This is a genomic window from Streptomyces sp. NPDC046122 (genome assembly GCF_056429965.1).
In genome coordinates, this window is the sequence record NZ_JBWKLQ010000001.1 from 79,852 (window position 1) to 94,058 (window position 14,207).

Genomic DNA, 14,207 nt, shown 5'->3' on the forward strand with positions numbered 1-14,207 from the left:
CTCGTCGTCTCCGGCGGTTGAGCGGGCCGCGGCGGCGTCCGCCGACGGCTACCAGGCGCGCTGGAGCGCCGCGAAGACCTCGTGGAAGGACGGGAACGTCTTGCGCACGCAGCCGGGGTCGTCGAAGGTGACGCCGGCCGCGGTGCGCAGGGACGTGACCGCGAAGGACATCGCCATGCGGTGGTCGCCGTGGGTGGCGATCTCGGCGGGCCGGGGCGCGCCGGGCCGGATCTCGATCCAGTCGGGACCGGTGGCGACCGTGACGCCCATCCTGCGCAGATTCTCCGCGCAGGCCTCCAGCCGGTCGCACTCCTTCACGCGTGTGTTGGCGACGTCCTCGATGCGGACCGGTCCGGCGGCGTACGGCGCGATGGCCGCCAGCGTCGGCATGGTGTCGGAGATGTCGCGCATGTTGACCGTGAGGCCGCGCAGGACGCCGGTGCCCCGGACGGTGGTGCTGTCGGCGGCGACGCGGACCTCGGCGCCCATCCGCTCCAGCACGTCGACGAAGCGCAGGTCGCCTTGGAGCGCGCCGGCGCCGAGCCCGGGGACCGTGACCTCGCGGCCGGGCGAGATCGCCGCCGCGGCGAAGAAGTAGCTCGCGGTGGAGGCGTCGGGCTCGACGGCGTACGTCGTGGCGCGGTAGCCGCCGGGCGGAACGGTGAAGGTGGCGCCCTCGCGGGTGACCTCCACCCCGAAACTGCGCATCATCGCGAGCGTGATCTCGACGTACGGCGCCGAGACGAGGTCGGTGACCGTGATGCGCAGGCCCTCGGCGGTCAGCGGGCCGAGCATCAGGAGCGCCGTCAGGTACTGCGACGACTCGCCCGCGTCGAGGGTGACGTCGCCGCCCTTGATACCGGCGGCGTGGATCCGCAGCGGGTGGTGGCCCTCGGCCTCCTCGTGGCGGAGGTCGACGCCGAGCGCGCGCAGGGCGCCGGTGAGCGGGGCGAGCGGGCGGCGGCGCATCTGCGGGGACGCGTCGAAGCGGTACGTGCCGGACGCCCCGGCGGCGGCGAGCGTGGGCAGGAAGCGGGCGGTGGTGGCGCCGTCACGGCAGTACACGTCGGCCTCGCCCACCGCCGGTCCCTCGGGGCGCCCCTCGACGCGCCAGGCGCCTGCCTCACGCTCCAGCCGGTAGCCGAGCCGGCCGAGTCCCTCGGCGAAGCCCTCGGTGTCGTCCGAGCTCAGGGGACGCAGCAGGGTGGTGGTTCCGGCGGCCGCGGCGGCGAGGAAGAGGGCGCGGGCGGTCACGGACTTGGAGCCGGGGATGTCTACGAGGGTCACAGCACCCCATCCTGCCGCGCCCGCGCGGGCGCGCCGCGCCGCGTTCCGCCCCTTGGACACGCAGGGACGTACGGCCGGCGCGAAGCCACCCGGCGGTACGTACGGGCGTACGGCAGGCGCGGAGCGCACCCGGCCGGCGCGAGTGCCGCCGGGTGCGCTCCGTGCGTCACCGGATCGGACGGTGGACGTTCTCCCGTTCCGAGGGGCCGGGGGCGGCCTCGGCGATCCAGGGGCCGTCGCCGCTGGGGTCGACGATGCCCGACTCCAGCCAGGTGTACGTACCGGACAGGACGCCCTTGACGACCTTGTGGTCGAGGTCGTCGGTGTTGGTCCACAGGCGGTTGAAGAGTTCCTCGGTCCGGATGCGGGACTGGCGGCAGAAGGCGTCGGCCAGTTGGTACGCCTCGCGGCCGTGATCCGTGGTCGTGCGCAGGAGTTCGGCGCGTACACAGGCCGCGCTGACCGCGAAGAGCTCGGCGCCGATGTCGACGATCCGGCCGAGGAAACCCTGCTTCGTCTCCATGCGGCCCTGCCAGCGCGACATCGCGTAGAAGGTGGAGCGGGCGAGCTTGCGCGCGGTGCGCTCGGCGTAGCGGAGGTGTACCGACAGGTCGGGGTGCCCGGCCGGGTGGAACTCGGCGTACGAGCGCGGGAGCTGGCCCGGTCCCGTGACCAGTTTCGGCAGCCACTTGGCGTAGAAGCCCGCCGCGTTCGCGCCCGCCTTCGCCTTCGCCGAGAGCGGCTTGTCGGGGTCGATGATGTCGCCCGCCACCTTCAGGTGGGCGTCGACCGCCTCGCGCGCGATCAGCAGGTGCATGATCTCGGTGGAGCCCTCGAAGATCCGGTTGATGCGCAGGTCGCGCAGCAACTGCTCGGCGGGGACCGCCCGTTCGCCCCGCGCGGCCAGTGAGTCCGCCGTCTCGAAGCCGCGGCCGCCGCGGATCTGGACGAGTTCGTCGGCCATCAGGCAGGCCATCTCGCTGCCGTACAGCTTGGCGAGGGCCGCCTCGATGCGGATGTCGTTGCGGTCCTCGTCGGCCATCTGCGAGGACAGGTCGAGCACCGCTTCGAGGGCGAAGGTCGTGGCGGCGATGAAGGAGATCTTCGAGCCGACGGCCTCGTGGAAGGCCACCGCCTTGCCCCACTGCTCGCGCACCGACGACCACTCACGGGCGATCTTCAGACACCACTTGCCCGCGCCCACGCACATCGCGGGCAGGGACAGGCGGCCGGTGTTGAGCGTGGTCAGCGCGATCTTGAGACCGGCGCCCTCGGGGCCGATGCGGTTGGCGGCGGGGACCCGTACCTGGTGGAAGCGGGTGACGCCGTTCTCCAGGCCGCGCAGCCCCATGAAGGCGTTGCGGTTCTCGACGGTGATGCCCGGCGCGTCCGCCTCGACCACGAAGGCGGTGATGCCGCCCCTGTGACCCTCCGACTTCGGGACGCGCGCCATGACGACCAGCAGGTCGGCGACCACCCCGTTCGTCGTCCAGAGCTTCACGCCGTCCAGCACGTACGCGTCGCCGTCCGGCACCGCCGTCGTCGCGAGCCGGGCGGGGTCGGAGCCCACGTCCGGCTCGGTGAGGAGGAACGCGGAGATGTCGGTGCGGGCCAGGCGCGGCAGGAAGGCGTCCCGCTGCTCCTGCGTACCGAAGATTTTGAGCGGCTGCGGTACGCCGATCGACTGATGCGCCGACAGGAGGGCGCCGATGGCGGGGCTCGCGGAGCCGACGAGCGCCAGGGCCTTGTTGTAGTACACCTGGGTGAGGCCGAGGCCGCCGTACTTGATGTCGATCTTCATGCCGAGCGCGCCGAGCTCCTTGAGCCCGTTGATCACCTCGTCGGGGATCTTCGCCTCGCGCTCGATCCGCGCGCCGTCGATCCGCGTCTCGCAGAAGTCCCGGAGCTTGGCGAGAAAGGCCTCTCCACGCGCCGCGTCCTGGGGCGGTGGCATCGGGTGGGGGTGGATGAGGTCCATGCGCAGGCGGCCGAGGAAGAGCTCCTTGGCGAAACTGGGCTTGCGCCAGTCCTGCTCGCGCGCCGCCTCGGCGACCTGCCGTGCTTCGCGCTCGGAGACCTTGGGCTGCTGGGTCGGTTGTGCGGACATGAGGAGCTCACCTCGCCGCGAGTCGTGGCCCGGTCGGTCGCATTACCGACTGGTTTACTCGACCGTATCTACCCGATTCCCGGCATCCCCACCACCCCTGGCGCATCGATCGCGGCCCCGGTCGGGACACGGCACGGCCGCGGCGCGATGGCTTCGCCCGAGCGTCCGGCGGTGCGGGAGGCCCCGACTCGCGTGGGGGTGAGGCGCGTAGGAGCCTGGAGACGGGGGAAATGTCCGACGCTTTCCCGCAGGGAGATGGCCGTGACCGCCGCTGACTACGACACCGGACAGGACGCCGCGTTCCTCGCCGACATCGCGGAGGTGTTCAAGAAGCACCCCGAAGCCGCCAGGAAGTACGGCCTGGCGAGCTTCACGCTCGAACGCAAGATGGGCGTCGACTACGCCCAGCAGTACGGAGTGTCCCGGATCGAGGACGGCCGGATCATCACCGAGTTCCATGACCGGGAGAAGGACCCTCCGGTGATCCGGTCGCGGATCTGCGTCAAGTACGAGATGCGGGGTCAGGATCTGGAGTGCGTGCACTGGGAGGAAGCCCTTGAGTGACCGTCACAGCCGGGCGGACCCGGCTCGGTGGTGAATGAATACGGCCGGAGCCCCCGCACAGTGGGCTCCGGCCGTGGCTCAGGTGGCGTACGAGGTCAGAGGGCGAGGCCCGTGAAGACCATGACCCGCTCGTACGTGTAGTCGTCCATCGCGAACCGCACACCCTCGCGGCCGACGCCGGACTGCTTGACGCCGCCGTACGGCATCTGGTCCGCGCGGTACGACGGGACGTCGCCGACGATCACGCCGCCGACCTCCAGCTCGCGGTGGGCGCGGAAGGCCGTCTGGAGGTCGTGGGTGAACACGCCCGCCTGGAGGCCGTACTTGGAGTCGTTGACCGCGGCGAACGCCTCGGCCTCGCCCTCCACCTTGCGGACCGTCAGCACCGGTCCGAAGACCTCCTCGCAGGAGACCGTGGTGTCGGCCGGTACGTCGGCGAGGACGGTCGGGGCGTACGACGCGCCCTCGCGCTTTCCACCGGTCAGCAGGCTCGCGCCGGCCCTGACGGCCTCGTCGACCCACGCCTCGACGCGCTTGGCGGCGTCCTCGTTGACCAGCGGGCCGACGTCGGTGGCTGCGTCGTTCGGGTCACCGGTGACCTGGGCCTCGACGGCCGCGACGATCTTCGGGACGAGACGCTCGTACACGGACGCGTCGGCGATCACGCGCTGCACGGAGATGCAGGACTGACCGGCCTGGTAGTTGGAGAAGGTCGCGATGCGGGTCGCGGCCCAGTCCAGGTCCTCGTCCGTGGCCCAGTCGGCCAGGACGACAGCCGCGCCGTTGCCGCCGAGCTCCAGGGTGCAGTGCTTGCGCGGCACCGAGTCCATGATCGCGTAACCGACCTTCTCAGACCCGGTGAAGGAGATGACGGGCAGGCGGTCGTCCTGCACCAGCGCCGGCATCTTGTCGTTGGCCACGGGGAGGACGGACCAGGAGCCGGCCGGCAGGTCGGTCTCGGCGAGCAGCTCACCCAGGATCAGGCCGGACAGCGGCGTGGCGGGGGCCGGCTTGAGGATGATCGGGGCGCCGACGGCGATGGCCGGGGCGACCTTGTGCGCGCACAGGTTCAGCGGGAAGTTGAAGGGCGCGATGCCGAGGACGGTGCCGCGGGGGAAGCGGCGCGTCAGGGCGAGGCGGCCGACGCCACCGGCGTCGGTGTCGAGGCGCTGGGCCTCTCCGCCGTTGAAACGACGGGCTTCCTCGGCGGCGAACCGGAACACGGAAACGGCGCGGCCGACTTCACCGCGGGCCCACTTGATCGGCTTGCCGTTCTCGGCGGAGATCAGCTGCGCGATCTCCTCCGTCCGCTCCACGAGACGCTTGCTGACGTGGTCGAGGGCGGCGGCGCGCACGTGCGCGGGCGTGGCCGCGTACTCGGCCTCGACGGCCTTCGCGGCGGCGACGGCCTCTTCGACCTGCGCGTCGGTGGGGATGCTCACGGTACCGACGAGCCGGCCGTCCCAGGGGGACGTGACGTCGAACGCGTCCTCGCCGGTGGCCTGGCGGCCGGCGAGCCAGAAGGCGTGGGTGGAAGTCATGTCGTTTCCGGCCCTTCCGAGGGGGTGGGTGCTGATGTCCACCACGGTAGGGGTGCGGAGGCGGGAGGTCGTTTGTCCGAGGTGGAGTGCTGCGTGTCGCGGGGACGCCGGTTTGGACGACGACAGGGTCGTACGCCGTGGCGGGGCTGGGCAGTACGGGTGCGAGCGCACCTCGGCCGGTGGCGGATTTTCCCCTGCCCCGCCCCTTCCCGAACCGGGGCTCCGCCCCGGACCCTGCTCCTCGAACGCCGAAGGGGCTGCGGGCCGGCGCCGGCACCGCGTCGCCCGCCCCCAGTTCCGCGCGTCAGGTCGTGGGCGGCGGGGTGGACGTGCTCGTGGCCTTCAGGGCCAGCCACAGCTCCATCCGGACGTCCGCGTCGTCCAGTGAGCGGCCCAGGATCTCCTCGACGCGACGCATCCGGTACCGCAGCGTGTGCCGGTGCACGCCCAGGTCCGCCGCCGCCGCGTCCCACTGGCCGTGCCGGGAGAGCCACGCCCGCAGGGAGGCGATCAGGTCGCCCCGGCCCTTCGCGTCGTGTTCGTGCAGGGCGCGCAGTGTTCCGTCCGCGAACGACCTGACCGCGTCGTCCGCGAGGAGCTGCATCACCGAGCCCGCCGCCAGCTCCTCGTGCTCGACCAGCGCGCGCCCCCGCCGGCGCGCCACCGACAGCGCCTGTTCCGCCTGCTTGTACGCCCCGACCGCCGTGATCGGTCCGGCCGGCGCCGAGAGCCCGACCACGAGGTCGTCCGCGTCCGCCGGCTCGTGCGGCCGCACCGAGTCGCCTCGCAGGGCCTCCGTATGGGCGAGGCACGCGTCCACCGCTTCGCCCGCGTCCGCGGCGAGCACCACCAGCCGGTCGCCGTCCGGCACCACCAGCACCGGCTCCCCCGCCCGCAGCGCCGCGGACTCCATGGCGTCGGCGAGCGCGTTCAGGGGGTCGGTCCCGGCGGGCGCGGCCTCCGCCTCCGCGACCGCGGGCTCGGCGATCAGCAGCCGGAAGGGCGCGTCGAGCAGCGCCCCGTACAGCTCGCCGGCCACCGCCCGCGCGTGGTCCGGTTCGCCCGCCAGCAGCATCCGCAGGACGGCCGCGCCGAGCCGCTGCTCGGCCGCCTGCAGGGACCGCGACCGCTCCGTGGTCAGGGTCAGCAGCGCGATGGCCGAGTGCACGGCGTACCGCTCGGCCGTGCCCAGCGGAGCCCCCGTCCCGACCGCCAGTACGCCCCGTACCCGCCGCCCCGCGCCCAGCGACTGGAGCTCGACGCGGTCGTCCGCCTCGGCGTCGCCGTCCGCGCCGCCGCCGACGACGGAACTCGCGGGAGCGGGGCGCTCGCGCAGCCGTTCCACGTCGGCGGTCAGCCGGGCGGCCCGGCGCGCCGCCCAGTCGGGCGCGGCGGCGACCACCGCGCCGGAGACGTCGTACAGCGCGGCCCACCCGTTCACGTGCGACGCGAGCCGGGCCAGCAGGTCCCCCGGCCCGTCGCCGGACAGCGCCGCCTTCGTCAGCTCGCGCTGCGCCTCGAAACCGGCGGTCACGGCGCGGTACTGGTCGGCGGCGTTCGCCGCGGAGACGGCCTTGCTGATGGCGATGAAGGGCGTACGGCGCGGCACCTCCAGCAGCGGCAGGCCCTCCTGCGTGGCGGCGTCGACGAGGGCCTGGGGGACGTCGTCGTAATGGACGCCGACGGCGAAGCCGAGCCCCACGACACCGGCCCCGGCCAGCCGCCGTACGTACCGGCGCATCACCTCGGGGTCCTCGGCCTCGATCTTCAGGGCGGTGACCAGCAGCAGCTCGCCGCCCTCCATGTACGGCACGGGGTCGGGCAGCTCGCTGACGTGGGCCCAGCGCACGGGCGTGTCCAGCCGGTCCTCACCGGCGCGCACGGTGAGCTTGAGCGCCGAGTGGTGGACGAGGGAGGCAAGGGTGGGCGGCATGGACGGCTGACCTTAGGACGGAGGATTTTCGCCGTCGCGTATGAACGGCTCATCTCGATTCTGCCAGGACGTACGGGTCCTCCGCGCCCCCGCGCTCAGCTGCGCAGATCCACCAGCAGCGGCGGGGCGTGCTCCCCGCGCACCGTCGTCAGCGACAGCACCGCGTGTCCGGCGGGGACCGAGTGCGCCAGCTCCGAGGCCGACCACCGCTCGCGCTCGACCTTCCGTACCGTGATCGCGTCCGTCGTCACCGCCTTGCCCGTCACGATCCGGCGGAAGACGTGGAAGGCGCGGGTGAGCGGCTGGTCGGCGAAGACGGTCCGGCTCGTCACGTCACGCGTCTCCACCCATTCGGTGCCCCACGCCTCGGCGAACCGCTTGCCGTCCCACGTCGTCACCCCCGAGAAGGCCATCCGGCACCCCACCGCGCCGAGCAGCGCCGCGTGCAGGTGCTCCGGTACGTCGTCCAGCGACCGCAGCGTGATCACCGCGCCGGCGTGCGCCGAGCGCAGCCGCTGGATGCCGCGCACGGTCTCCGCGGTGATGGCGCGCGTCGCGTCGTCCAGCACCAGGCAGGCGAAGAGCGACCGGTCGGCGCGGTGCGCGGCGCTCGCCGTGAACTGGGCGAGGACGAGTCGCGCGAGCATCCGTGACGCCTCGGCGTGACCGCGCTCCGGCAGGTCGACACGCACGCGCAGCGGGTGTTCCAGGGAGCGGAGCGAGAAGGGCCGCGCCCGGCCGCTCGTGTCGAAGAACGAGGCGAACGCGGGCCGGTCGAGCAGCGCCACCCGGTCGGCCAGGGCGAGGCCCGGGTCGCCGGGAGCCGCCGCCTGCCGGGCTCGGGCGTCGAGTTCGCGCCGGAGGGCGTACTGCGACTCGCCGTCCAGCGCCTCGCGCAGCGCGCCGAGCGCGGCCGGTACGCCGTCGAGCAGCTCGCGCAGTTCGGACACGGAGGGGAAGCGGCCGTGGGCGGCGCGGTAAGGGCCGAGGAGCTGGGCGAGGGCGGTGGCGGCGCGCCGGCTGTCGACGTCGGGGAGGTCGCCGACGAAGCCCTCGGCGAGCACCGCGGCGGCCTCGTCCGGGTCGGTGGTGCCGCCGTACAGGTCCAGGTCGTACGCGGAGGACGGGTCACCGAGCTTGATCACGACGTCGTACGCCTCGTCCGGGCCGAGCTGCGTGCCGGCCGCCGCGACGGCGATGACGGCGGCCTGCCCCGCGAGCGCCTGGAGGGCGAGCGATTCGACGACGGGCCGCACCAGGGCCCGGGTCTTGCCCGTGCCGGGCGGACCGACGGCGACGAGGGAGGTGCCGAGCAGCTCCGGGTCGAGGGCGAGGCCGGTACCGCGCCGGGCGTACGGGTTGCGCTCGCCCGGGTGGACGGTGCCGAGCCGGACCTGGCGGGCGCACAGGTCGTGCGCTGCGGCGCGTACGGGCAGGTCGCGCGCGCCGGAGGGGTGGGTGCAGGCGGCGGCGCCGTGGCGCAGGACGGTGTCGGTGAAGGCGCTCAGCCGCGAGGGGTCGGCCCGCACGGACTGCCAGGCGCGGCGGATGCGGGCGTAGTCGACGTCGTTCATCCGCCCGGACCTGATCTCCTCCGCCAGCCGGGCGGCCGCCTCGGCCTGCCCGGCCCCGCGCAGCTCGGGCCACTCGGCGGGGTCGGCGGCTGAGCCCGGTTCGCTGCGGGGATCGGGCACGGCGCGGGCGGCGGCGGGCTTGGGGAGGAGGTAGCGGCGTACCACCTCGGCCCAGCGGCCCATGCGGCCGAAGGCGACGGCGAGGAGGAGGGCGAAGAGGCCGTAGTAGAGGTACGACACCCAGACGTAGGCCATGTTGCCGCCGTCCTCGCGCCACGACTCGGGGGTGACCCAGAAGAGCGGCCAGAGCCAGAAGCTGATGTAGCCGTTCCAGCAGAGGGACCAGATGAGCAGGGCGGTGAGGAGCGAGATCAGAGCCCCGCCGACGAGCTGGCGGCCGGGTACGGTCTCGGGCTCCTCGGCGGGACGCGGCACATGGCCGTACGACCAGACGCCGGGGCCGTCGGCGGTGCGCGGCGTGCGCAGCCACTCGGTGAGGCTCGGGCCGGTGGCGGGCGCGTGGGTGGGGGCGGGCGGCACCTCGGGGGGCGCGGAGGGGGGCGGGCCCGCGGGGCGGGGTACGGGATTGGCGCGGGTGGCGCGTGCGTCGGGTGTGCCGGTGCCCTCGGTGTCCATGTGCTGCCCTGCCCCTCGTCCCCTGACCGCCAAGCCTGTGCGCAGGGCCTCAATCTAGTGCCCGGCGCTGGGCAGTTCACCGCCCCCGCGCCCGGCCGGAGGCATGTCGCGGGCGGCGCGGTCCGCCTGCCGGGCGCCTCCGGCTCCCGGGGCCGGAGCGCCGCCCGCGGCCCGGCTATGTCCGCCACGGACAAGGACACGCCCCCACTTCTCCCGAACGGAACATGCCACCCCCCACCCGCCACCCCTAGCCTGCGGAGTAAAGAAGCGTCCGTAATACCCCCAGGAGCCCCCCATGACCGCAATCCCGCAGGAGCGCCGCGTCGTCACCGCGATTCCCGGCCCGAAGTCGGCCGAGCTGCAGGCCCGGCGCACCGCCACGGTCGCCGGTGGCGTGGGCTCCGTGCTGCCCGTCTTCACCGCGCGCGCGGGCGGCGGCATCATCGAGGACGTCGACGGCAACCGCCTCATCGACTTCGGCTCCGGCATCGCCGTGACCTCCGTCGGCGCCTCCGCCGAGGCCGTCGTACGCCGCGCCTCCGCGCAGCTCCAGGACTTCACCCACACCTGTTTCATGGTCACGCCGTACGAGGGCTACGTGGAGGTCTGTGAGGCGCTCGCCGAGCTGACCCCGGGCGACCACGCCAAGAAGTCCGCGCTGTTCAACTCGGGCGCCGAGGCCGTCGAGAACGCCGTCAAGATCGCCCGCGCGTACACCAAGCGCCAGGCCGTCGTCGTCTTCGACCACGGCTACCACGGCCGTACGAACCTCACGATGGCGCTGACCGCGAAGAACATGCCGTACAAGCACGGCTTCGGACCGTTCGCCCCCGAGGTCTACCGCGTCCCGGTCGCCTACGGCTACCGCTGGCCCACCGGCGCCGAGAACTGCGGCCCCGAGGCCGCCGCGCAGGCGATCGACCAGATCAACAAGCAGGTCGGCGCCGAGAACGTCGCCGCGATCATCATCGAGCCGGTGCTCGGCGAGGGCGGCTTCATCGAGCCGGCCAAGGGCTTCCTGCCGGAGATCGTGAAGTTCGCCAACGACAACGGCATCGTGTTCGTCGCGGACGAGATCCAGTCCGGCTTCTGCCGCACCGGCCAGTGGTTCGCCTGCGAGGACGAGGGCATCGTCCCCGACCTGATCACGACCGCCAAGGGCATCGCGGGCGGTCTGCCGCTCGCCGCCGTGACCGGCCGCGCCGAGATCATGGACGCCCCGCACGGCGGCGGCCTGGGCGGCACGTACGGCGGCAACCCGGTGGCCTGCGCCGGCGCGCTCGGCTCCATCGAGACGATGAAGGAGCTGGACCTCAACGCGAAGGCCAAGCGCATCGAGGAGGTCATGAAGGGCCGCCTGGCCACCATGGCCGAGAAGTTCGACATCATCGGTGACATCCGTGGCCGCGGCGCCATGATCGCCATCGAGCTGGTGACGGACCGGGACACCAAGGAGCCGAACGCGGCCGCAGCCGGCGCGCTCGCCAAGGCGTGCCACGCCGAGGGTCTACTGGTCCTGACCTGCGGCACCTACGGCAACGTGCTCCGCTTCCTGCCGCCGATCGTCATCGGCGAGGACCTGCTCAACGAGGGCCTGGACATCATCGAGGCGGCCTTCGCCGGCGTGTGACCTGTGAAGACGTGCGACCTGTGAAGAAAGGGTGGGGGGCCGATGGCGGGATGGAGTTCCGGCTGTCGGCCCCCCAGCCGCTGGCGTACGGTTTCTGCAGATGAGTGAAACACCCCGCTCGCAGGGGACTGCGGGCGGTTCCAGGTCGAGGCACCCCCTGCCCCGCCCTGGCCGTGCCCTCGCGCACATGACCGGAGCTTCTGGCTCCGGAACTCCTCACCGATCGGATGGCCGCCCGCCCCACACCCCCCGGGGCGCGCGGCAGCCCGGTCCAGGCGGCTGCCCCGGAACCACCCCCCCTGTTCCGGGGCAGCCGGCTTTCCTCGTCGGGCTCCTCGGGCGCTTCGGCCGCTTCCGGCCCTCCCGCCTCGTCGCGCTCTTCGCCGTCCCGGCGGTCCTCTTCGCACTGGTCACCTGGCAGGTGGCCGCCGGCGGTCCGCTGCGCCGCGCCGACGAGCGCCTCGGCCGGGCCCTGGTGGGCCGCGGCCCGACCGGCCTCACGGAATTCCTCGCCGACCTCGGCAGCACGGCGGTCGCGCTCCCGGTCCTCGCCTCGGCCGTCGCGTACGCGCTGTGGCGCGGCCGCCGCGGCGCCGTCCCCCGCGCGGCCGGCGCCGCCCTCGCCATGGCGGCCGTGCCCGCCCTCGTGGTCCCGCTCAAGTCCTGGATCGCCCGTACGGGCCCGCTCACCCGGGACACCGGCTACTACCCGTCCGGACACACCGCGACAGCCGTCGTCGCCTACGGCGGCGCCGCCCTGCTCGTGTGCGCGTACGTACGCCGCGGGCGCTGGTGGCCGCCGGTCCTCGCGTGCGCGCTGATCCTCGCCACCGGCGCCGGGCTCGTCCTGCGCGGCTACCACTGGCCGCTGGACGTCGTCGGCAGCTGGTGCCTGTGCCTCGTACTCCTGCTGCTCAGTCGTCGCCCGCCCGGGCGATACCCGCGGCCGCCTCGTGCATCGCGAGTTCCAGCAGCGCCGGATCGGTGAGCGTGCCCGTGCCGTCCGGCGGGACGAGCCAGCGGACGCCGCCGGCCGTCCGGCCGGGGTAGGGGACGACGATCCAGGTGCCGCTGCCGGCGCCGCGCACCCCCGTACCGATCCAGCGGCCGGCCGTGCCCGCCGGGACGAAGAAGCCCATGCGGGAGTCGCCGAAGTCGGCGAGCACGGGCCCCGGGCGGTCGACGAGGCGGGTCAGGACGTCGAGCGTGGGGTAGCCCAGTTCCCCCGGCAGGATCAAGACGTCCCAGCGCCTGCCGGCGGGCAGGATCGCGACCCCGAGGGGGTTGCGCTCCCACTCCCACCGGCAGGCGTCGGGATCCGGTGCCACCGATACGAGCCAGTCCACCGCGGTGTGTGCCCCCGAGCCGGTCATGTCGTCCAGCCTCCGTTCGTGTGCGCAGCCAGTGCGTTCACGAGGGAGAGGGGCGCGGGCCCGGACTATGACGCGGGTTCGGTCACCTCATTGGTGTGAGCCGGGTCTCCGCCGCACCCGCCCGCGCCGGCCGCGCTCAGCTGTCGAAGCCGAGCCCCAGCTTGTCCATGGCCTTCAGCCACAGGTTGCGGTGGCCTCCGTTGTCGTCCGACCGGGCCAGCGACCACTTGGTGATGCCGATGCCCGCCCAGGCGAAAGGTTCCGGCGGGAACGGCAGCGGCTTGCTGCGGACCATCTCCAGCTCGGTGCGCTCGGTCGTCTCGCCCGCGAGCAGGTCGAGCATCACGTCGGCACCGAAGCGCGTGGAGCCGACCCCGAGCCCGGTGTACCCGGCGGCGTACGCCACCTTCCCCGCGTGAGCCGTCCCGAAGAACGCCGAGAAGCGCGAGCAGGTGTCGATGGCGCCACCCCACGCGTGGCTGAAGTTCACGCCCTCCAGCTGCGGGAAGCAGCGGAAGAAGTGCTCGGCCAGCTTGAGGTACGTCTCCGGCCGGTGGTCCATCTCGGCGCTCAGCCTGCCGCCGAAGGGGTAGACGGCGTCGTAGCCGCCCCACAGGATCCGGTTGTCGGCGCTGAGGCGGAAGTAGTGGAACTGGTTCGCGCTGTCGCCCAGCCCCTGCCGGTTCTTCCAGCCGATCGAGGCGAGCTGCTCCTCGGTGAGCGGCTCGGTCATCAGCGCGTAGTCGTAGACCGGGACGGTGTACGGGCGCACCCGCTTGACCAGGGACGGGAAGATGTTGGTGCCGAGCGCGACCCGGCGGGCGAAGACCCGGCCGTACGGGGTGCGCACCGCCATGCCGGCGCCCGACGGGACCAGGTCGAGACCCCTGGTGTGCTCGTAGATCCGTACGCCGAGACCGAGGCACGCGCGCTTGAGCCCCCACGCCAGCTTGGCGGGGTGCAGCATGGCGACGCCGCGCCGGTCGAACAGGCCGCCGAGGAAGGTCGGCGAGTCCACCTCGGCGCGCACCTGGTCCCGGTCGAGGAGCTCCAGGCCGGTGAAGCCCAGCTTCCGCGCCTCCTCGTACATCTCCCGCAGCTCTTCGAGCTGGTGCGGCTCGGTGGCGACGTCGATCTCACCGGTGCGCTCGAAGTCGCAGTCGATGCCGTACGCCGCCACCGCCGCCTCGATGGCGTCGAGGTTGCGCTCGCCCAGCTCCTCCAGCTTCGCCAGCTCGCCGGGCCAGCGCGCGATGCCGTTGCCCAGGCCGTGGGTGAGGGAGGCGGCGCAGAAGCCGCCGTTGCGGCCCGAGGCGGCCCAGCCCACCTCGTGCCCCTCGATCAGTACGACGTCCCGCCCGGGGTCGCGCTCCTTGGCGAGCAGCGCGGTCCACAGTCCGCTGTATCCGCCGCCGATGACGAGCAGGTCGCAGCGCTCGTCGCCGGCGAGGGCGGGCAGCGGGGCGGGCTTGTCGGGGTCGTCCAGCCAGAACGACACCGGCTTCGCGCCGGTAAGGGATTGTGCAGCAGTACGCATGGCGACTGGGGCCATGGTTTCCAAC

At 73.2% G+C, this 14,207-nt stretch carries 10 protein-coding genes; 3 read left to right on the forward strand and 7 right to left on the reverse strand.

Going from position 1 to position 14,207, the window contains the following annotated elements; genetic code table 11:
• Positions 1-48: 48 nt before the first annotated feature.
• Positions 49-1,287, reverse strand: coding sequence for a 3-phosphoshikimate 1-carboxyvinyltransferase (gene aroA / locus AC07FK_RS00320; RefSeq protein WP_479101226.1), 1,239 nt, complete (start codon positions 1,285-1,287; stop codon positions 49-51).
• 166 nt (positions 1,288-1,453) lie between these two features.
• Positions 1,454-3,394, reverse strand: a complete 1,941-nt coding sequence (locus AC07FK_RS00325; protein WP_479101228.1) for an acyl-CoA dehydrogenase family protein — start codon at positions 3,392-3,394, stop codon at positions 1,454-1,456.
• A gap of 255 nt (positions 3,395-3,649) precedes the next feature.
• On the opposite strand from AC07FK_RS00325, the gene AC07FK_RS00330 reads away from it, so the two are divergent.
• Entirely contained in the window at positions 3,650-3,958 is a 309-nt protein-coding gene (locus tag AC07FK_RS00330; RefSeq protein ID WP_479101230.1) for a hypothetical protein, read from the forward strand.
• Between the two features lie 95 nt (positions 3,959-4,053).
• Here AC07FK_RS00330 and AC07FK_RS00335 read toward each other — a convergent pair whose 3' ends face one another.
• The 3 genes from AC07FK_RS00335 to AC07FK_RS00345 all read right to left on the reverse strand — a co-directional run bounded on the left by AC07FK_RS00335 (position 4,054) and on the right by AC07FK_RS00345 (position 9,642).
• Positions 4,054-5,499: an aldehyde dehydrogenase family protein gene (locus AC07FK_RS00335; protein WP_479101232.1), complete on the reverse strand. Its 1,446-nt coding sequence runs from the start codon at positions 5,497-5,499 to the stop codon at positions 4,054-4,056.
• A gap of 304 nt (positions 5,500-5,803) precedes the next feature.
• The gene (locus tag AC07FK_RS00340) at positions 5,804-7,432 is read right to left on the reverse strand and encodes a PucR family transcriptional regulator (protein WP_479101233.1); all 1,629 of its coding nucleotides are present in this window, start codon (positions 7,430-7,432) and stop codon (positions 5,804-5,806) included.
• A 95-nt stretch (positions 7,433-7,527) separates the two neighbouring features.
• Positions 7,528-9,642 (reverse strand): type IV secretory system conjugative DNA transfer family protein, encoded by a 2,115-nt coding sequence (locus AC07FK_RS00345; protein ID WP_479101235.1) that lies wholly within the window; start codon positions 9,640-9,642, stop codon positions 7,528-7,530.
• Between the two features lie 295 nt (positions 9,643-9,937).
• Here AC07FK_RS00345 and gabT point away from each other — a divergent pair, with 295 nt between their 5' ends.
• Both gabT and AC07FK_RS00355 read left to right on the forward strand, forming a co-directional pair.
• Positions 9,938-11,272 carry a 4-aminobutyrate--2-oxoglutarate transaminase gene (gene gabT / locus AC07FK_RS00350; RefSeq protein ID WP_138902428.1) on the forward strand — a complete coding sequence of 445 codons (1,335 nt, stop codon included), beginning with the start codon at positions 9,938-9,940 and terminating at the stop codon, positions 11,270-11,272.
• A gap of 100 nt (positions 11,273-11,372) precedes the next feature.
• Positions 11,373-12,260, forward strand: a complete 888-nt coding sequence (locus tag AC07FK_RS00355; protein ID WP_479101237.1) for a phosphatase PAP2 family protein — start codon at positions 11,373-11,375, stop codon at positions 12,258-12,260.
• Here AC07FK_RS00355 and AC07FK_RS00360 read toward each other — a convergent pair.
• Both AC07FK_RS00360 and AC07FK_RS00365 read right to left on the reverse strand, forming a co-directional pair.
• Positions 12,187-12,645 (reverse strand): hypothetical protein, encoded by a 459-nt coding sequence (locus AC07FK_RS00360; RefSeq protein ID WP_479101238.1) that lies wholly within the window; start codon positions 12,643-12,645, stop codon positions 12,187-12,189. The two genes, AC07FK_RS00355 and AC07FK_RS00360, sit on opposite strands and share 74 nt — an antisense overlap.
• Before the next feature lie 136 nt (positions 12,646-12,781).
• On the reverse strand, positions 12,782-14,197 hold the full coding sequence (locus AC07FK_RS00365; RefSeq protein WP_479101240.1) for an NAD(P)/FAD-dependent oxidoreductase: 1,416 nt from the start codon (positions 14,195-14,197) through the stop codon (positions 12,782-12,784).
• Positions 14,198-14,207 lie beyond the last annotated feature (10 nt).

Bases quoted from the DNA above. Each gene is read 5' to 3' on its own strand.
- AC07FK_RS00325 (WP_479101228.1), bottom strand. From the start codon at position 3,394: ATGTCCGCACAACCGACCCAGCAGCCCAAGGTCTCCGAGCGCGAAGCA.
- AC07FK_RS00330 (WP_479101230.1), top strand. From the start codon at position 3,650: ATGGCCGTGACCGCCGCTGACTACGACACCGGACAGGACGCCGCGTTC.
- AC07FK_RS00335 (WP_479101232.1), bottom strand. From the start codon at position 5,499: ATGACTTCCACCCACGCCTTCTGGCTCGCCGGCCGCCAGGCCACCGGC.
- AC07FK_RS00340 (WP_479101233.1), bottom strand. From the start codon at position 7,432: ATGCCGCCCACCCTTGCCTCCCTCGTCCACCACTCGGCGCTCAAGCTC.
- AC07FK_RS00345 (WP_479101235.1), bottom strand. From the start codon at position 9,642: ATGGACACCGAGGGCACCGGCACACCCGACGCACGCGCCACCCGCGCC.
- gabT (WP_138902428.1), top strand. From the start codon at position 9,938: ATGACCGCAATCCCGCAGGAGCGCCGCGTCGTCACCGCGATTCCCGGC.
- AC07FK_RS00355 (WP_479101237.1), top strand. From the start codon at position 11,373: ATGAGTGAAACACCCCGCTCGCAGGGGACTGCGGGCGGTTCCAGGTCG.
- AC07FK_RS00360 (WP_479101238.1), bottom strand. From the start codon at position 12,645: ATGACCGGCTCGGGGGCACACACCGCGGTGGACTGGCTCGTATCGGTG.
- AC07FK_RS00365 (WP_479101240.1), bottom strand. From the start codon at position 14,197: ATGGCCCCAGTCGCCATGCGTACTGCTGCACAATCCCTTACCGGCGCG.